The organism is Micromonospora sp. L31, assembly GCF_052068075.1.
Classification (GTDB): domain Bacteria; phylum Actinomycetota; class Actinomycetes; order Mycobacteriales; family Micromonosporaceae; genus Micromonospora; species Micromonospora purpureochromogenes.
The window spans coordinates 1,242,106-1,260,125 of sequence record NZ_JBQHDC010000001.1 but is presented as its reverse complement, the minus strand read 5'-3'; the positions used below and the strand labels follow the sequence as shown (position 1 = coordinate 1,260,125).

Here is an 18,020-nt window from a genome sequence, read left to right as displayed (position 1 = left end):
AGTCACTCCGATGGCCAACGCCTTGATCATCGTGGACGTGCAGAACGACTTCTGCGAGGGCGGGTCCCTCGCCGTCGCCGGTGGCGCGGGGGTCGCGGCCGGCGTCTCCCGGCTGCTCGCCGCCGAGCCGGACCGCTGGGACCACGTGGTCGCGACCAAGGACTACCACGTCGACCCGGGCGCGCACTTCGGCGATCCGCCGGACTTCGTCGACTCGTGGCCCCGGCACTGCGTCGTCGGCACCGCCGGTTCCGAGTTCCACCCGGACCTGGAGACTGACCGGGTCGAGATGATCTTCCACAAGGGCGAGCACGCCGCGGCGTACTCCGGCTTCGAGGGGCACGCCGACGACGGCGAGTGCCTCGCCGACTGGCTGCGCCGGCACGACGTGGACCGGGTCGACCTGGTCGGGATCGCCACCGACCACTGCGTCCGGGCCACCGCGCTGGACGCCGCCCGGGAGGGCTTCGCCACCACCGTGCTGCTCGACCTCACGGCCGCCGTCGCGCGGACCACCCTCGACGTGGCGCTGCGGGCGATGGACGGCGCCGGCGTCACCCTGCGGGGCGAGCCTGTGATCAGGGACGCTTGAGCCGGTAATCGCTTGCCGATGTCGTACCTCCGGTCGAGGATGGCCGCCGGAGGTACGGACCATCATGAACTTGACGCCTTACCGGCAAGCGCTCGCCCTGCCCGGGCTCCGGTCGTTGCTGCTGGTGTCCGTGCTGGCCCGCATCCCGCTCACCGCGACCGGGGTGACGCTCACCTTCTTCGTGGTGCTCGACCTCGGCCGCGGCTACGGCGCCGCCGGCCTGGTCGGGGCCGCGATGACCGTCGGGGCGGCGCTCGGCTCGCCGCTGCTCGGCCGCCTGGTCGACCGGCGCGGCCTGCGCCCGGTGGTCGCCCTGACCACCGTCGCCGAGGCGGTGTTCTGGGCGAGCGCGCCGACGCTCTCGCTGCCCGTGCTGCTGCCGGCCGCGTTCCTCGCCGGCCTGCTCGCCCTGCCGATCTTCTCGGTGATCCGGCAGTCCATCGCCGCGCTCGCCCCCGAGGACCGGCGACGCCCCGCGTACGCGCTGGACTCGATGTCCGTCGAGCTGTCATTCATGGTCGGGCCCGCACTCGCCGTGGCGCTGGCCACCACCGTCTCGGCGCGCACCACCCTCTGGGCGGTCGGCACCGGCGTGGTCGCCTCGGGCGTCGCGTTCTGGCTGCTCAACCCGCCCACCCGCAGCGCGGACGAGCCGGCCGGTCCGCAGCCCCGCACGCCCCGCCGGGAATGGCTCACCCCCCGGATGCTGGCCGTGCTCGCGGTCAGCGGCGCGGCGACCCTGGTCCTCGGCGGCACCGACGTCGCGGTGGTCGCCGTGCTGCGGGCCAGCGGCGAGGTCGGCTGGACCGGCGCCGTGCTCACCATGTGGGCGGTCGCCTCGCTGGTCGGTGGGTTCGCGTACGGGGCGGTCCGCCGCTCGTTCTCGCCGCTGGCGCTCACCGCCGCGCTGAGCCTCTGCACCATCCCGGTCGGGCTGGGCGGCGGCCACTGGTGGCTGCTCTGCCTGGCCCTCATCCCGGCCGGCGCGCTCTGCGCCCCGACCATCGCGGCGACCTCCGACGCGGTCAGCCGGCTCGCCCCGGCGGGCGTACGCGGCGAGGCGATGGGCCTGCACGGCTCCGCCGTCACCGTCGGCATCGCGCTCGGCGCGCCGCTCGCCGGCGCGGTGATCGACGCCTCGCTGCCGCTGTGGGGCTTCGCGGTCACCGGCGCGATCGGGCTGGCGGTGACGCTGGCCGTGCTCCCCGTCGAACTGCGCCACCGCCGCGAGACCGCCGCCGTGTCCGACGTGGCCGACGCCGCCGACCTGGCCCCCGCCACCACCTGACCCCGCCGTCCGCCAGGCGGTCCGGTACCGCTCTCGCACCCTGCCTGGCGGCCTGGCGGCCTGGCGGCCCGGCAGCCCGGCAGCCCGGGTGCCCGGCGGCCCGGCAACCCCGGTGCCCGGCAACCCCGGTGCCCGGCGGCCCGGCGCTGGCGCAGCCGGCAGCCCGGCGGTCGGGCAGACTGGCGGCCCCGACGGTCGCGCACGCCGCCGGTCGGCCACGCCGCCGGTCGGGCAGGCCAGCGACCCGGCAGCCGGGCGGTCGGGCGGTCGGGGCGGTCGGGCAGGCCAGCGATCGGATGGCCCAAGCCAGGCAGACCGGCAGCCGGGTGGTCGGGCGTCGGGGGTCAAGCGTGTCGCGGTGGCCCCGGTCGGCGTGTCGCGGCGGTGGGACACATACGCGATGAGCGATATACCTGAGAGGCATATTTATGCCTCTCAGGTATATCGCTCACGAGCGCATCCGCCTCCCGGCGGGTGTGACGGTCCACGATCCATCCGCCCAGATTCCGCCGTCGCCAGCGAGCCGGGGTCGAGCGGACCAGCTGTTCCCGATGCGGGGCCGGCGCCAGGAGAGCCGAGCCCGGAACCGAGGCAGACGCCGCCGCCGAGACCCGACCGGCCAGCCGAGCGCCGCCCAGACGACGGGCAACCGAGCGCCGCCAGACCGGAACGCCACGGCTCACGCCGGTCCGAGCCAGAACGGCGACGGGCGCGCTCAGACCGGAACGCCTCGACCGACGCCGGTCCGAGCCGGAACGGCGACGGGCGCCGTACCCCTGGTGGGGTGCGGCGCCCGTCGTCGGTGTCGCGTGCGGCGCGTCAGCGGTCGATGTTGCTCGCGGTGTCCTCGCGGTAGCTGGCGCCACCGTCGGACTCGCTGGTGAGCGGCTTGGAGCCGCCCTCCGGCGGACCGGCCAGGCTGTGGCCGGCGGCCAGCTCCGGGAACTTGTGGTCGAAGGCCGGCCGCTCGGAGCGGATCCGCGGCATCCGGTCGAAGTTGCGCAGGGGCGGCGGGGAGCTGGTCGCCCACTCCAGCGAGTTGCCGTGACCCCACGGGTCCTCGACCTCGACCACCGGGCCGGTCTTGTACGACTTCCAGCAGTTCCAGATGAACGGCAGGGTCGAGATACCGGTGATGAACGCGCCGATCGTGGAGATCGTGTTCAGCGTGGTGAAGCCGTCGCTGGGCAGGTAGTCGGCGTACCGACGCGGCATGCCCTCGTTGCCCAGCCAGTGCTGCACCAGGAACGTGGTGTGGAAGCCGATCATCGTCAGCCAGAAGTGGATCTTGCCGAGCCGCTCGTCGAGCATCCGGCCGAACATCTTCGGGAACCAGAAGTAGATGCCGGCGAAGACAGCGAACACGATCGTGCCGAAGAGCACGTAGTGGAAGTGCGCCACCACGAAGTACGAGTCGTGCAGGTGGAAGTCGATCGGCGGGCTGGCGAGCAGCACACCGGTGAGACCACCGAAGAGGAAGGTCACCAGGAAGCCGATGGAGAAGAGCATCGGCGTCTCGAAGGTGATCTGGCCCCGCCACATGGTGCCGAGCCAGTTGAAGAACTTCATACCGGTGGGCACGGCGATCAGGTAGCTCAGGAAGCTGAAGAACGGCAGCAGGACCTGGCCGGTGCCGAACATGTGGTGCGCCCAGACGCTCATCGACAGCGCGGCGATGGCGATGGTCGCGGCGACCAGACCCTTGTAGCCGAAGATCGGCTTACGGGAGAAGACCGGGATGACCTCGCTGATGATGCCGAAGAACGGCAGCGCGATGATGTACACCTCGGGGTGGCCGAAGAACCAGAACAGGTGCTGCCAGAGCATCGGCCCGCCGGTGGCCGGGTCGTACACGTGGGCGCCCATCAGCCGGTCGGCGGCGAGCGCGAAGAGCGCGGCGGCCAGCAGCGGGAAGACCAGGATCGCCAGCAGGCTGGTGACCAGCATGTTCCAGGTGAAGATCGGCATCCGGAACATCGTCATGCCCGGGGCCCGCAGGGTCAGGATCGTGGTGATCAGGTTGACCGCGCCGAGGATCGTGCCCAGACCGGAGATGGCCAGGCCGACGACCCACATGTTGGCGCCGACGCCCGGCGAGTGCTCGACGGTGCTCAGCGGGGTGTAGGCGGTCCAGCCGAAGTCGGCGGCGCCACCCGGGCTGATGAAGCCGGCCGTCGCCATGGTGCCACCGAAGAGGTACAGCCAGTAGGCAAAGGCGTTGAGCCGGGGGAAGGAGACGTCAGGGGCGCCGATCTGCAGCGGCACGACGTAGTTCGCGAAGGCGAACACGATCGGCGTCGCGAAGAACAGCAGCATGATCGTGCCGTGCATCGTGAACAGCTGGTTGTACTGCTCGGGCGACAGGAACTGCAGGCCCGGCCGCGCCAGCTCGGCACGCATGATCAGGGCCATCAGGCCACCGATCATGAAGAACACGAACGCGGTGACCATGTACATGATCCCGATCTGCTTCGCGTCCGTGGTGCGCAGCAGCCGCGCGATGGCCGACCCCTTGACCGGCTCTCGGACCGGCCATGGCCGGGTCACGACCGGCTTGGGTGCGACGGTGGTCACGAATGGCCTCCGGTTCTCGGTTGTCCCGCTCGGCACGCGCTTCTATCTGCGAGCCGTCATCCGCAAGGAGGATAGTCCCCGGCAGGTGGGTGCGCCGCTCGGGGTGGTGCGGCAGGATGGAGGGCCGCTCTACAGCGGGTCGACGAGCAGCCGGTAGTGCTCGCGGAAGATTCGACCGCCGCGCCCGCGCAGCAGCGGGTCGCGCAGCGCCGGCGGGACGTCCCGGGTCCGGTTGCGGTCGCGGGTCCGGTCCCGCACCCATCGGGTACGCGGGCGGCGGCGACTCTCGTACGCCACCAGCGCCGCCTCGACGCTGCCGGCCGCGGTCAGCGACTCGGCGAGCACCACCGCGTCCTCCAGCGCCATCGCCGCACCCTGGCTCAGGGTCGGCGCGGTGGCGTGGGCGGCGTCGCCGACGAGCAGCACGCGCCCGCGGTGCCAGCGGCCCAGCTCGACCTCGTCGGTGAGCCCCACCTGGACGTCGCGCAGCGCGTCCAGCACCGCGGGCACCGGCCCGCCGTACTCGCCGAAGAGCTCGCGCAGCCGCGCGTCCGGATCGGCCGGGACGACCGTGCCGGCCTCGTCGGCGTAGCAGTACAGCCGGCCCGCGCCGATCGGCACCACCAGGAAGCCGGCGCGCTGCCCGAGCAGGGCCGTCCACTCTGCGATCTCCGGACCGTCGCGCACCACGCCCCGGTAGACCACCTGCCCGGCGGGGCGGGGCGGCCCGCCGAGCGCGGCCAGGGAACGCACCGCCGAACGGGGCCCGTCGGCGCCGATCACCAGGTCGTACTCGCCGCCGGTGCCGTCGGTGAAGGTGACCCCGACACCGGCCGGCAGCAGCTCGACGGCGCTGACCTCGGCGCCGTGCCGCACCGCGCCGCCGGCGCCGCTGAGCAGCACCTGGTAGAGGTCGCGCCGGAGCAACGCCCGGCACTCGCCGACGCCGGACCAGAGCGCGTCGAGATCCACCTCACAGAGCGGCTCGCCCGCCGCGTCCAGGAAGCGCTGGCGGTGGATCACCTGGCCGAGCCGGCGGACCGGGCCGTCCAGGTCGAGCCGGCGCAGCGCGCGGTCGGCGTTGCCGGGCAGATAGAGACCGGTCTCGACCAGCTCGTTCGGGGGCAGCTTCTCGGTGACGTCCGGACGGAAACCCGCCATCCGCAGCGCCCGGGCGACGGCTAGACCGGCGATGCCCGCGCCGACGACAAGGATGCGCAGGGGGGAGCCACCCATGGTGGTGTACGCCTCCGGAGGGGGGATCGGCACGCGTTGGAGGCAAGACACTACTCCGCGCGATCGACACACGGTAGGCCTGATCGGCCCTGGCGGTACCGCTCGTCGGACCCACGCTCCCATTCGTGTAAACGATTCACGTCACCGCCTGGCCGACCCGCCATCCCCCGGTACGCCGACGCCTCCCACTCCCGACTGAGCTGCGGCTTCGCCGGCTCGCGATGGCGCGATGCGGAAGCGGCGTCGAAGGTCCACCGCAGCGCCCTCCGCCGTCCGGGTCGGGTTCAGGCAGCCGGTCCGGTTGCACTCCTGTTGCAGACATGTAAATGTGTCGAATGATATGGGAGCGCTCCCGCGCCTCTCCCCCGTCCCATCCGGCGCCCCCACGCCGGCATCTCGAGGAGCATGATGAAACGTCCACTCCGCGCCATCGCCGCCGCCGGCCTGCTGGCCGCCGGATCGCTGGTCGCCGTCGCGCTCGGCGGCACGGCCTCAGCCGACACCCAGATCTGCGAGCAGTTCGGCTCCACCGTGATCCAGAACCGGTACGTCGTGCAGAACAACCGCTGGGGCACCGCCGCCCAGCAGTGCATCAACGTCACCAGCACCGGCTTCGAGATCACGACCCAGAACGGCAGCAACCCCACCAACGGCGCCCCCACCGCGTACCCGTCGGTCTTCTTCGGCTGCCACTACACCAACTGCTCCCCCGGCACCAACCTGCCGATCCAGGTCAGCCAGATCAGCAGCGCCACCAGCAGCATCAGCTACAAGTACGTCAGCGGGGCCATCTACAACGCCTCGTACGACATCTGGCTCGACCCGACGCCGAAGAAGGACGGGGTGAACCAGATGGAGATCATGATCTGGCTCAACCGCCAGGGCCCGATCCAGCCGATCGGCTCGCCGGTCGGGACGACCACCGTCGTCGGCCGGACCTGGGAGGTCTGGCGAGGCAGCAACGGCTCCAACAACGTCATCTCGTACGTCGCGCCGTCGCCGATCACGAGCATGAACTTCAGCGTGCTGGACTTCATCAACGACGTGAAGAACCGCGGCGCGATCACCAGCAGCTGGTACCTGACCAGCATCCAGGCCGGCTTCGAGCCGTGGCAGGGCGGCGCCGGGCTCGGGGTGACCTCCTTCTCGGCCAGCGTCAACGGCGGCGGCTCCACCACCCCGCCGACCACTCCTCCGCCGACCAACCCGCCGACGGGTAGCGGGTGCGCGGTGAAGTACACGCCGAACTCGTGGAACAACGGCTTCACCGCCGACGTGACGATCACCAACCGCGGCTCCAGCACCATCAACGGATGGAACCTGACCTACAACCTGCCTGCCGGGCAGCAGGTCACCAACGCGTGGAACACGACCGTGACGCAGAGCGGGTCGGCGGTGAGTGCGCGGAACGTCGGCTTCAACGGGTCGATCGCGCCGGGGGGTACCGCGAACTTCGGGTATCAGGGGACGTTGAGCGGCGCCTACTCGTCGCCGACCAGCTTCTCGCTCAACGGGGTGGCCTGCTCACGGGCGTGACGTTCCAGCTGACCGAAGGGGCGTGACCACTCGGTCACGCCCCTTCCCACCTGCTGAAGCGTCCACTGGTCAGCCGCCGAGCGCGTCGATGTCGCGCATCTCCTCGGCCGTCAGCGAGAAATCGAAGATATCGGCGTTGGCCCTGATCCGCTCCGGGGTGACCGACTTGGGGATGACCACGATCTCGTGGTCGATGTGCCAGCGCAGCACGACCTGGGCAGGCGACACGTCGTGCGCGGTGGCGATGCGGGTCAGTACCGGATCGGAGAGGTCGCTGGTCTTGAAGGGGCTGTAGCCCTCCAGCACGACGCCCCGGTCGCGGTGCTCGACGTGGCGCTGCCGGTCGTACAGCGACGGGCTCCAGCGGATCTGGTTGACCGCCGGGTTCTCCTCGGTGGCCTGGATCAGCTCGTCGATCAGCGCAGTGCTGTAGTTGCTCACCCCGACCGCCCGGGTCAGGTTCTCGTCCCGAGCCGCCAGCAGCTCCCGCCACACTGGGATGCTGTCGGCCGGCGAGGACGGCGGCCAGTGAATCAGCCAGAGGTCGACGTGATCGGTGTCGAGCGCGCGCAGGCTGGCCTCGATGGTCTCCCGTTCCCGCCCCACCCGGTCCGGCGGCAGCTTGGTGGTGATGAAGATGTCCTCGCGGCGCAGCCCGCTCTCCTTGATCGCCCGGCCGACCTCCTCCTCGTTGCCGTACATGGTGGCGGTGTCGATGTGCCGGTAGCCGGCGTCGAGGGCGGCCAGCACGGCGTCGTAACCAGCCTGGCCGCTGGCCTGCCAGGTGCCGAAGCCGAGCAGCGGCATCCGGACGTCGCCGGGGAGCAGCGCGGTGGGCTGGTCGAGGTGCTGGTCCATACCGACCGTTCTACCCGTGATCGCCGGTGACATGCCCGGAACCGGGCAACCGGCGGAGCCAGGCGGTTTGCCGGAGAATGCCGGTGTGGCGGACCGTCTGGAGGAGTATCGGCGCAAGCGGGACGCGGCGCGTACCCCGGAACCGGTGCCGCCGGAGCGGCCGCGCCGGCGGCGGAGGGCCGGCGAGGCCCGGTTCGTGATCCAGCAGCACCACGCCCGCGCGCTGCACTGGGACCTGCGGCTGGAGCGCGACGGGGTGCTCGCCTCGTGGGCGGTGCCGCGCGGCCTGCCCCGGGACACCGGGCGCAACCACCTGGCCGTGCACACCGAGGACCACCCGATGGAGTACCTCGACTTCCACGGCGAGATCCCGGCCGGCGAGTACGGCGGCGGAACGATGACCGTGCACGACCGGGGCACCTACCAGTGCGAGAAGTGGCGCGACGACGAGGTGATCGTGGTGCTGCACGGCGCGCGCACCAGCGGCCGGTACGTCCTCTTCGCCACCGGCGGCCGCGACGGGCGGGACTGGATGGTCCGCCGTACCGACCCGCCCCCGCCCGGCTGGACGAGCATGCCGGAGCTGGTCCGCCCGATGCACCCCACCCCGTCGGGCCGGTTACCCGGCGACAGCTCGGAGTGGGGTTACGAGCTGCGCTGGGACGGCGTGCGGGCGATGGCGTACGTCTCCGGCGGCCGGCTGCGGCTGCTGTCGGAGACCGACGAGGACGTCACCGGGGCGTACCCCTGGTTGCGGGACATGGCCGAGGCGCTGGCCCCGACGGAGGCCGTGCTGGACGGGGTCCTGGTCCGGATCGATTCCGCCGGCCGGGTCCGCCCGGCCCGGCCGAAGCGGGCCGCCGCCGACGCGCAGTTCCTGCTCTTCGATCTGCTCTGGCTGGAGGGTGTGGCCAGCCTCGACGTGCCGTACGCGCAGCGCCGGGAGCTGCTCGACGGTCTGGCGCTGGCCGGGCCGCACTGGCAGACTCCGCCGTGGTTCCCCGGCACCGGCGCCGAGGCGCTGGACACGGCCCGCGGGCAGGGGCTGCCCGGGGTGGTGGCCAAGCGGCTGGACTCGGTCTACGAGCCGGGCCGACGCAGCCGCCGCTGGCTGAGCATCGAGCCAGGCTGACGGCGAGGAGCATCGTGTACCTGACCCACCTGGAGTGCCCGCGCTGCGGACGGGAGCATGACGCCGACCGACCGGCCAACCTGTGTGGGTGCGGCTCGCCGCTGCTGGCCCGCTACGACCTCGCGGCGGTGGCCGAGGCGGTGACGCCGGAGCGGTTCGGCCTGCGCCCGGCCGACCTGTGGCGCTACCGCGAGGTGCTGCCGGTGGCCGACGAGCGGCACGTCACCACGTTGGGCGAGGGCTGGACGCCGCTGTTGCGCGCGCCGGCGTACGGGGCGCAGATCGGCATTCCGGACCTGATCGTCAAGGACGAGGGGCTGACGCCGACCGGGTCGTTCAAGGCGCGCGGCGCGGCGGTGGGGGTGAGCCGCGCCCGGGAGCTGGGCGTCGAGCGGATCGCCATGCCGACCAACGGCAACGCGGGGGCGGCCTGGGCCACCTACGCGGCCCGGGCGGGCATGGGCGCGACCATCGCCATGCCGCTGGACGCGCCGACCATCTGCCGGCGGGAGTGCCTGGCCGCGGGCGCGGACCTGCGCCTGGTGGACGGGCTGATCAGCGACGCCGGCCGGTGGGTGGCGAAGCTGGTCGCCGACTCGGGCGGGACGGTCTTCGACGCGGGCACGCTGCGCGAGCCGTACCGGCTCGAGGGCAAGAAGACCATGGGGTACGAGATCGTCGAGCAGCTCGGCTGGCAGGTGCCCGATGTGATCATCTATCCGACCGGCGGCGGGGTCGGGTTGATCGGCATCCACAAGGCCATGCACGAGCTGCGTGAGCTGGGCTGGGTGGAGGACAAGCTGCCTCGCCTGGTCGCGGTGCAGTCCACCGGGTGCGCCCCGGTGGTGCGGGCGTTCGCCGCCGGGCAGGACCGGGCGGAGCCCTGGGCGGACGCGCACACCGTCGCCTTCGGCATCACCGTCCCCGCCCCGCTGGGCGACGAGCTGATCCTGGCCGCGCTGCGGGAGAGCAGCGGCACCGCGCTCGCCGTCGACGACGCGGAGATCCTGGCCGACCTGCGGGACTTCGCCTGCCGGGAGGGGCTGCTGCTCTGCCCGGAGGGGGCGGCCTGCCTGACCGCCGCCCGGCACCTGCGCGCCGGCGGCTGGATCCGGGCCGGCGAGCGGGTGGTGGTGCTGAACACCGGGGCGGGGCTGAAGTACCCGGAGACGGTGGACGTCTCCGGCGTACCCGTGGTGGCGGCCTGACCCGGTCGGGCCGGCCGAGCACCGTCAATGCCTGGCGGTTGCAGGAGTGTTGCAGGATCTCGTCGCGGCGCTCAGCCGGAGCTCAGGTCCGCGAACCGCCAGGCCGCGTTGATCAGCCCGATGTGCGACAGCGCCTGCGGCGTGTTGCCCAGCTGCGCGCCGGTACGCAGGTCCACCTGCTCGGCGAAGAGCCCGAGGTCGTTGGCGTGCCCGAGCACCTGCTCGAACAGCCGCCGGGCCCGGCCCTCCTCGCCCGCCAACAGCAGGCACTCGACCAGCCAGAACGAGCAGAGCACGAAACCGGCCGGGTCGGTGCCCCACCGTCGTACCAGGCCGTCGTCGCCGCCCAGCTCCCGCTCGATCGCGTCGATGGTGGCGCGCATCCGAGGGTCGGTGGCGGGCAGGAACTGCGACATCGGCAGCAGCAACGCCGAGGCGTCCAGCTCCGCCGACCCGAAAACCCCGGTGAACGCCCCGACCCGGTCGTTCCAGCCGTCGCGCAGCACGGTGTCCCGGATCTCGTCGCGGATCGCGGCCCACCGCCGTGGGTCGGCCCGCTCACCCAGCCGGGGCGCCATTTGGACCGCCCGGTGCAGGGCGCACCAGCAGAGCACCTTGGACGACAGGTGGTGCCGCTCGGCGTCCCGGGTCTCCCAGATTCCGTGATCCGGCAACCGCCAGGTCGCGGCGACCTGCTCGGCCAGCCCGACGACCATCTCGCGCAGCTCCTCGTCGAAGGTCTCGCCGAGGTAATCGTGCAGCCGCCAGACCGCCGAGATCACCTCACCGGGCACGTCCAGCTGCCGCTGCCGCCAGGCGTCGTTGCCGACCCGCACCGGGCGGCTGCCCGCGTAGCCGCGCAGGTGCACCAGCTCGCGCTCGGAGATGTCCCGTTCCCCCGCCAGGCCGAAGAGCACCGGGACCGGCTCGTCGCCGATCCGGCCGATCGCGCGGGCCGCCCAGGCGAAGAGCCGGTTCGGCTCGGTCGGGCAGGCGGCCACCCAGAGCGCCCGCATCGTCATCGCGAAGTCGCGCAGCCAGGAGTAGCGGTAGTCGTAGTTGCGGTCGCCGCCGTACCGCTCCGGCAGCGACGTGGTCAGCGCGGCGGCGACCGCGCCGCTGCGGGCGTACGTCAGACCGGTGAGTACGGTCGCGCTCTGGCGCACCTGCTCGGCGTACGGACCGTCGTAGTGGTGCAGCCCCCGGTACGCCTGCCACGCCCGCTCCGTCTCGACGAGCGCGGTCAACGGGTCCACCCGGGCCGGCCGGTCGCCGTGCACCGGCGCGTACGCCAGATCGAAGCCGACGCACTGCCCGGCGGTGACCTCGAACTCCTGGCGGACCCGGTCCCGCCCGGCGCGCAGCGCCGGCCCGTTGCTGCGCAGGGTCAGCGCCACCGGGCCGGCGACGGCCACCACCGCACCGTCGGGCTTCTCGTGCAGGTACGGCGTGAGCAGGCCGTACTCGGGGCGGGGCGCGAAGTCCAGCCCCATCCGGACCCGCCCGCCGAGCCCCTCGACCACCCGCAGCAGCACCGCCGGGGAGTTCATGCCCAGTTGGTGACCGCGGGCGCCCACCTCGGCGGCGAGCGCGTCGGTGACCGCGACGCTCCCCTCGGGGGTGTGGTGGACCGTCCGCAGCACCAGCGTGTCCGGCTGGTACGCGCGCTCCACCCGGGACGGCCCGAGCGGCGCCAGCCGCCAGTACCCGGCGTCCGGGTCGAGCAGCCGGCCGAAGACCGACGGCGCGTCGAACCGGTCAGGGCACCACCAGTCGACCGAGCCGTCCCGGCCGACCAGCGCACCGGAGCGACAGTCGGAGAGGAACCCGTAGTCGGAGATCGGCGGCTGGTCCACCCGCCCCGGGTACCCGGACCGACCGGGTTCAGGCCGGTCAACGGGCCGGCCGGGCGGGCCGGTCGGCGGGGCCCGTGGACCGTGCCGCCGGGGCGGTCAGGACGTCGGCGGCTCGTCCTCGCCGGCCGCCTCCGCCGCGTCGGCCTCCTCCTTCGTCCGGTGCACCACCTGGTCGGCGTGCTCCGGCGGGCCGTAGACGGTGTAGAGCACCAGCGGGTTGGGCCCGGTGTTGACGAAGTTGTGCTTGGTGCCGGCCGGCACCACCACCAGGTCGCCCTGGACGACCTCCCTGGTCTCCCCCGCCACCCGCGCCTCGCCGGTACCGCTGACGAAGGTCAGGATCTGGTCGATCCCGTCGTGCACCTCCTCACCGATCTCGCCGCCTGGCGGGATGGTCATGATCACAAGCTGGGTCTTCTCACCGGTCCAGAGCACCCGGCGGAAGTCCGGGCTCTTCTGGGCGACGGTCGCGATCGTGAAATGCTTCATGGCGCGCTCATACCCGGCCCGGGCCTCCGTCACGCCGGGACTGTCAGATGGTGGAATTCCCCACCCGCCCGAGGTTTGCCGCCCCGCGCAACGGGCATCGACCACACTGACGGCTGCGTACGCGCGGCTGTCGAGCCAGGTCCCCGCTGGCGTACCGCCGAAGGGCTGCGGTGGTGGGAGACGGCCGGAGCGCGGCGACGTGACGACCCAGGGGTCGGGCGGCGCCGTGCGCCCGTGTCCGGGCTTTCACGTCAGGGCCGACCATGGGCGCGCCTCTGACCTGCGGTTATGCCTCAGTGGCGGCGTTGGGGCACGGGCGGGGAGCCGACGCAGACCACCCTCAGCTCGTCCTCGCCCTCCGGGCCGGCGAAGCGGACCTCGACGTGCTCGTCCGGGCCCCGGTCGACGTCGCGTACCCGGTAGCCCTGCGCCGGTGCCCAGGAGACCAGCCGCACCCCCGACGGTCCGCACTCGGCCACCGCCGTCCCGCCGGTGGCGGCCAGCACCCGACGCGCGCCCGCGGCCGAGGTGACGGCGCCGCCGGAGGGTGTCGGGCCGGCGGCCGGCGGGGTGACCCCGGCGGCGGACGGCGGCCCCGCCGCGAGCGCCCGCACCTCCCCCTGGCTGCGTACGCCACCCGGGGTGCCGCTGATGCTCTCCCCCACCAGCCGGATCGCCGCCAGGCCGATGAGCAGCGCGGCGACCGCGGTGGCGAGCCAACCGAGCACGGCGAGCAGGGGGCGACCGGGCATGCCCCGAGTCTGCCGGACGCCGGGTTGCGGCGCGCCCAGGGCAGGGTTAAGGGAGGGTTGCGGCGGGCGGCCGGCAGCGGGGGCGCGGATTAGCCTGCCAGGTGTGGCCCGCCTGCTGCTGATCGAGGACGATCTCACCATCCGTACGCCGCTGATCCGCGCGCTGCGGGACCGCGGGCACGCCGTGGCCGCCGCCTCCACCGCCCTGACCGGCCTGCGGGACGCGCTCGAGGACCGGCCGGACCTGGTCGTGCTCGACCTGGGACTGCCCGACCTGGACGGCGCCGAGCTGCTGCGGATGCTCCGGGCGGTCAGCTCGGTGCCGGTCATCGTGGCCACCGCGCGCGACGACGAGCGGGAGATCGTCCGGATCCTCGACGCCGGGGCGGACGACTACGTGGTCAAGCCGTTCACCGCGGCGCAGTTGGACGCCCGGGCCCGCGCGGTGCTGCGGCGGGCCGCCCCGGAGGACCGGGACGCCGACCCGGCGCTGGTGGTCGGCGGACTGCGGATCGACCCGCGTACCCGCCAGGTCAGCCTGAACGGGGTCCCGGTGGAGCTGACCCCGCGCGAGTTCGACCTGCTGCACCACCTGGCCGGCCGGCCCGGGCAGGTGGTGACCAAGCGGGAGCTGCTCACCGAGGTGTGGCGGATCCCGTACGGCGGCGCCGACAAGACCGTCGACGTGCACCTGTCCTGGCTGCGCCGCAAGCTCGGCGAGAACGCCCAGCAGCCCCGCTACCTGCACACCGTCCGGGGCGTCGGCGTGCGGCTGGCGCCGCCGCCCGGGACCGTCGGGTGAGACGACGGCTGGCCCTGCTGGTCGCGTCGGTCAGCGTGCTCACCCTGATCGCCTTCCTGGTGCCGCTGGCGCTGCTGGTCCGCACCGTGGCCGAGGACCGGGCGACCGTGCGCGCGACGGCCGACGCGCAGAGCCTGGTGCCGGTGGTCGGCACCGCCGAGCTCGACACGGTCCGGATCACCGTCGAGCAGCTCGTCGCCGAGTCGGGGCGGCCGGTCACCGTCTTCCTGCCCGACGGCACGGTGCTGGGCGCGCCCGCGCCGCGTACGCCGGCGGTGGCGCTGGCCGCGCGCGGGCAGAGCCTGACCGCGGAGTCCGACGGCGGGCGGGAGGTGGTGATCGCCGTCCAGGGCCGGCCGGAGGGGGCGGCGGTGATCCGCACGGTGGTGCCCCGGGCCGAGCTGACCGCCGGGGTGACCCGGGCGTGGACGGTGCTGGCGCTGCTCGGCGCGCTCCTGGTGGTGGTGGGGCTGGTGGTCGCCGACCGGCTCGCCGGCTCGCTCACCCGTCCGATCACCGAGCTGTCCACGGTGTCCCACCGGCTGGCCAACGCCGAGCTGGACGCCCGGGTCGAGCCGGCCGGGCCGGCGGAGCTGCGCGAGGTGGCCGGCGCGCTCAACCACCTGGCCGGCCGGATCCAGGTGCTGCTGCGGGAGGAGCGGGAGCAGGTGGCGGACCTGTCGCACCGGCTGCGCACCCCGCTGACCGCGCTGCGGCTGGAGGCGGAGTCGCTGCGCGACCCGGACGACGCGGCCCGGGTCACCGCGGCCGTCGACGGGCTGGAACGGGCGGTCAGCGGGCTGATCCGCGAGGCCCGCTGGCGCAGCTCGCCCGCCGCCGGCCGCGCGGTCAGCGACGCGGCGGCGGTGGTCGGCGAGCGGGTGGCGTTCTGGTCGGTGCTGGCCGAGGACACCGGTCGGCGGGTGACCCTGGAGCTGGCGTCGGGGCCGCTGCCCGTCGGGGTGGCGGCCGACGAGCTGGCGGCGGTGGTGGACGCCCTGCTGGGCAACGTCTTCGCGCACACCCCGGACGGCACCCCGTTCGCCGTACGGCTGGCGGCGGACGCCGACGGGGTGCTGCTGACCGTCGCCGACGAGGGGCCCGGGCTACCCGCCGGGGCGGCCCGGCGGGGGTCCAGCGGGGCGGGGTCGACCGGCCTCGGCCTGAACATCGCCGACCGGGCGGCCCGGGCCGGCGGCGGTCACCTCGAACTCGGCACCGGGCCGGGCGGCGGGGCCGTGGTGCGCCTGCGGTTGGGCCGACCGCCGGGATAACCACCGTTTAGCGTCGGGACAGCGCGCCGCTATCCGCCTCCGGTCGATGCTCGGCAGGACAGCGAACGGGACCGACGGAAGGTGGACATCATGCGGCGTACCTCTCTGATCCTGGCCTCGGCCGGTGGCGTGGCGGTGCTGGCGGTGACCGGCGCGGCCCTCGGCGTCACCGCCGCCGACCGGCAGGACAGCGCCCCGCGCGCCGCCCTCGCCGTCACGGACGTCGGCGACGCTCCCACGCCCGACGACAGCCCGTCCACCGCCGGGGCGACGCCGGTCGGGGTCGACCGGGATCGGGCCGGGGCGATCGCCGTCGCCGCGGTGGGCGGCGGCCGGGTCGTCGACGTCGAGGCCGAGCGGGAGCACCGACGTCCGGTGTGGAGCGTCGAGGTGGTGGCCGGCGTCGCCGGCTGGGACGTCCACGTCGACCGGGACACCGGTGCGGTGCTGCGCGTCCGGTCGGAGACCGGCGACGACGACCGGCGGCACGGCGGGGACGATCGGGGCGGCGACGACCACGGCGGCGACCGGCACGGGGACGACGACTGAGCCGGCAGCAAAGGCGAACCGCCCGCCGGCGCCCGGTCAGGGGCGGGCGGGCGGACCGGAGGCCGGCACCGCGACGGCCCGGCCGACGTGCGCGCCGAGGTGGCCCAGCACGTCGGCCAGGCCGGTCCGCAGCTCCGCGTCGGCCAGCAACCCGTCCACGCCGACCCCGTCGCGGGGCACCGGCAGGCGTACGCAGGCGGGCTCGACGATGTCGGCGCCGAGGTAGCCCAGCACCATCCGCAGGGTCTGCTCCGCCCCGGCGCCGCGGCCGGGCGCGGCCACGGTCACCCAGGCCACCGGCTTGTCGTACAGGTCGCCGTTGCCGACCGTCCAGTCGAGCAGGTTCTTGAAGCTGCCCGGCAGGGTGCCGGCGTACTCGGGGGTGCAGAAGAGCACCGCGTCGGCGTCGGCGAGCGCGGCGCGCAGCGCCACCACCGGCGGGGGCGGCGTGTCGACCTGGTCCGGGTCGAAGGCGGGCAGCTCCCGCAGCGCGTCGTACAGCGTGGCGGTCACCCCCGGCACCGCCAGGGCGGATGCGGTACGCAGGGCGGCGGTGTTGGTGGACCCGGCCCGGGTGCTCCCCGGGGCGAGCAGGATCCGGGCGTCCTGCGGCATCGGCTGCTCCTCACCGTCGGCGGCACCGGCCAGTCAAGCACGGCCCGAGCGGCCGGCCCACCCCTGACTTCGGCCCGGCCGATCGGCGGTCGGCCGCAACGGTTTGCGGTCACCACCGGCCGTTCAACCCTGTGATACAGGCGAATGTCTGGCTAGGCTGAAGTATGGTGCCCGCCCACCGGGGCCGGGTGGCGGAACCGGTCTACCACCCCATCCTCGCCAGCCGGCGGGGCGAGCTGGAGGCGCTGTCCCATCTGGACGGCACCGTGGCTCCACTGCTCGCTCCGGTCCTCGAACTCTCCACAGTCGACCCGATCACGCTCGACCTGCTCGGCCGACTGCCGGCCGGGCTCGTCCCGGCGGTCGACGTCTCCGCCCTGCCCGAGCTGCCGGAGACCGAGCTGGTCCGCTGGGGCGTACCGGTGGTGCCGGTGATCGGGCTGGCCGACAGCGACCGCCGGCTGGTGGCGCACGGCGTCGCGGCGCAGGCGTACGCCCGGCGCGCCGTGGTCCGGCTGCGGGCCGGCCAGGACCGGGCCGGGCCGGACGCGACCACCGCCGCGGCGGAGCGGATCTGGCGGTACGGCCGGCTGGTGCCGGAGCAGTGCGACCTGCTCATCGACGCCGGCGACGTCTGCTGCCCGGCCGACCTGCGGGTGACCGAGCCACGGGTGCGGCGGCTGGTGGACTGGGCGCGCCGGCACGCCTGGCGCACGGTGACCGTGGCGGCCGGCGGGATGCCGCCGACGCTGTCCCGCCTCCCCACCGACGAGCCGGTACGCCTGGACCGCTGGGACTGGCTGCTCTGGCAGCGCCTCGCCGACCTCGGCGTCGGGTACGGCGACTACGGCGTCGCCGCCGCGTCGCCCGCCGGGGAGGGGCCGGGTGACCGGTTCCCCACGGTGCGGTACACGGCGGACGGCGCCTGGTGGGTCTACCGCTGGTCGCGGCGGGGCGGCCGGGGCGACGAGCGCTTCGCCGACCTGTGCCGCACGCTGGTGGCGGCGCCGCACTGGCCGCCGGCCGGGGCCGGCTTCTCCTGGGGCGACCACGAGCTGCTGCGCCGCGCCCGGCGGGTGGCCGGTGCGGGCTCGCCGACCAACTGGACGGCGTGGAGCACGTCGCACCATCTGGCGCACGTGCTGGCCACGCTGACCCGGCCGGCCCGGGACCAGCGCCCCGGCCCGTGGCACGGCGAGGAGGAACGCGGACGTCCCACCCGGCCGCACCGGGGCGGCGAGGCGCGCCGGGCCGGCTGA

Annotated in this window: 16 protein-coding genes; 9 read left to right on the top strand and 7 right to left on the bottom strand. The window is 74.0% G+C overall.

Features of this window, described 5'->3' with window-relative positions:
• Window positions 1–10 precede the first annotated feature (10 nt).
• Together ACTMS9_RS06125 and ACTMS9_RS06120 are read left to right on the top strand one after the other, a co-directional pair.
• A complete protein-coding gene (locus ACTMS9_RS06125; RefSeq protein WP_441164360.1) occupies window positions 11–592 on the top strand; it encodes an isochorismatase family protein in 582 nt (193 codons plus the stop codon).
• Window positions 593–656: 64 nt separating this feature from the next.
• A complete protein-coding gene (locus tag ACTMS9_RS06120) occupies window positions 657–1,880 on the top strand; it encodes an MFS transporter (protein WP_441144853.1) in 1,224 nt (407 codons plus the stop codon).
• Window positions 1,881–2,699: 819 nt separating this feature from the next.
• Here the strand turns inward: ACTMS9_RS06120 and ctaD are convergent.
• Window positions 2,700–4,454: an aa3-type cytochrome oxidase subunit I gene (ctaD, locus tag ACTMS9_RS06115; RefSeq protein WP_441144855.1), complete on the bottom strand. Its 1,755-nt coding sequence runs from the start codon at window positions 4,452–4,454 to the stop codon at window positions 2,700–2,702.
• 129 nt (window positions 4,455–4,583) lie between these two features.
• A complete protein-coding gene (locus ACTMS9_RS06110; protein WP_441145009.1) occupies window positions 4,584–5,690 on the bottom strand; it encodes an FAD-dependent monooxygenase in 1,107 nt (368 codons plus the stop codon).
• A 408-nt stretch (window positions 5,691–6,098) separates the two neighbouring features.
• Here ACTMS9_RS06110 and ACTMS9_RS06105 point away from each other — a divergent pair, with 408 nt between their 5' ends.
• On the top strand, window positions 6,099–7,226 hold the full coding sequence (locus ACTMS9_RS06105; protein WP_441164359.1) for a GH12 family glycosyl hydrolase domain-containing protein: 1,128 nt from the start codon (window positions 6,099–6,101) through the stop codon (window positions 7,224–7,226).
• Window positions 7,227–7,295: 69 nt separating this feature from the next.
• On the opposite strand, the gene ACTMS9_RS06100 is transcribed toward ACTMS9_RS06105, so the two are convergent.
• Window positions 7,296–8,084 (bottom strand): aldo/keto reductase, encoded by a 789-nt coding sequence (locus tag ACTMS9_RS06100; protein WP_441144859.1) that lies wholly within the window; start codon window positions 8,082–8,084, stop codon window positions 7,296–7,298.
• An 85-nt stretch (window positions 8,085–8,169) separates the two neighbouring features.
• On the opposite strand from ACTMS9_RS06100, the gene ACTMS9_RS06095 reads away from it, so the two are divergent.
• Window positions 8,170–9,216 carry a DNA polymerase ligase N-terminal domain-containing protein gene (locus tag ACTMS9_RS06095; RefSeq protein WP_441144861.1) on the top strand — a complete coding sequence of 349 codons (1,047 nt, stop codon included), beginning with the start codon at window positions 8,170–8,172 and terminating at the stop codon, window positions 9,214–9,216.
• Window positions 9,217–9,230: 14 nt separating this feature from the next.
• Window positions 9,231–10,424 carry a threonine synthase gene (locus ACTMS9_RS06090; protein WP_441164358.1) on the top strand — a complete coding sequence of 398 codons (1,194 nt, stop codon included), beginning with the start codon at window positions 9,231–9,233 and terminating at the stop codon, window positions 10,422–10,424.
• Between the two features lie 71 nt (window positions 10,425–10,495).
• On the opposite strand, the gene ACTMS9_RS06085 is transcribed toward ACTMS9_RS06090, so the two are convergent.
• The 3 genes from ACTMS9_RS06085 to ACTMS9_RS06075 all read right to left on the bottom strand — a co-directional run bounded on the left by ACTMS9_RS06085 (window position 10,496) and on the right by ACTMS9_RS06075 (window position 13,521).
• Window positions 10,496–12,280 (bottom strand): glycoside hydrolase family 15 protein, encoded by a 1,785-nt coding sequence (locus ACTMS9_RS06085; protein ID WP_441144865.1) that lies wholly within the window; start codon window positions 12,278–12,280, stop codon window positions 10,496–10,498.
• 96 nt (window positions 12,281–12,376) lie between these two features.
• Window positions 12,377–12,769: a cupin domain-containing protein gene (locus tag ACTMS9_RS06080; RefSeq protein ID WP_441144867.1), complete on the bottom strand. Its 393-nt coding sequence runs from the start codon at window positions 12,767–12,769 to the stop codon at window positions 12,377–12,379.
• A 293-nt stretch (window positions 12,770–13,062) separates the two neighbouring features.
• Window positions 13,063–13,521 (bottom strand): septum formation initiator, encoded by a 459-nt coding sequence (locus ACTMS9_RS06075; RefSeq protein WP_441164357.1) that lies wholly within the window; start codon window positions 13,519–13,521, stop codon window positions 13,063–13,065.
• Between the two features lie 103 nt (window positions 13,522–13,624).
• Between ACTMS9_RS06075 and ACTMS9_RS06070 the strand changes: the two genes are divergently transcribed.
• The 3 genes from ACTMS9_RS06070 (at window position 13,625) to ACTMS9_RS06060 (ending at window position 16,146) form a co-directional block, all read left to right on the top strand.
• Window positions 13,625–14,323 (top strand): response regulator transcription factor, encoded by a 699-nt coding sequence (locus ACTMS9_RS06070; protein ID WP_441164356.1) that lies wholly within the window; start codon window positions 13,625–13,627, stop codon window positions 14,321–14,323.
• Window positions 14,320–15,597 (top strand): ATP-binding protein, encoded by a 1,278-nt coding sequence (locus ACTMS9_RS06065; protein ID WP_441164355.1) that lies wholly within the window; start codon window positions 14,320–14,322, stop codon window positions 15,595–15,597. The genes ACTMS9_RS06070 and ACTMS9_RS06065 overlap by 4 nt, the downstream gene beginning before the upstream one ends.
• A gap of 90 nt (window positions 15,598–15,687) precedes the next feature.
• Window positions 15,688–16,146 (top strand): PepSY domain-containing protein, encoded by a 459-nt coding sequence (locus ACTMS9_RS06060; RefSeq protein ID WP_441164354.1) that lies wholly within the window; start codon window positions 15,688–15,690, stop codon window positions 16,144–16,146.
• A gap of 36 nt (window positions 16,147–16,182) precedes the next feature.
• On the opposite strand, the gene ACTMS9_RS06055 is transcribed toward ACTMS9_RS06060, so the two are convergent.
• Window positions 16,183–16,761 carry an NADPH-dependent FMN reductase gene (locus ACTMS9_RS06055; protein ID WP_441164353.1) on the bottom strand — a complete coding sequence of 193 codons (579 nt, stop codon included), beginning with the start codon at window positions 16,759–16,761 and terminating at the stop codon, window positions 16,183–16,185.
• 164 nt (window positions 16,762–16,925) lie between these two features.
• On the opposite strand from ACTMS9_RS06055, the gene ACTMS9_RS06050 reads away from it, so the two are divergent.
• The gene (locus ACTMS9_RS06050; RefSeq protein WP_441164352.1) at window positions 16,926–18,020 is read left to right on the top strand and encodes a beta family protein; all 1,095 of its coding nucleotides are present in this window, start codon (window positions 16,926–16,928) and stop codon (window positions 18,018–18,020) included.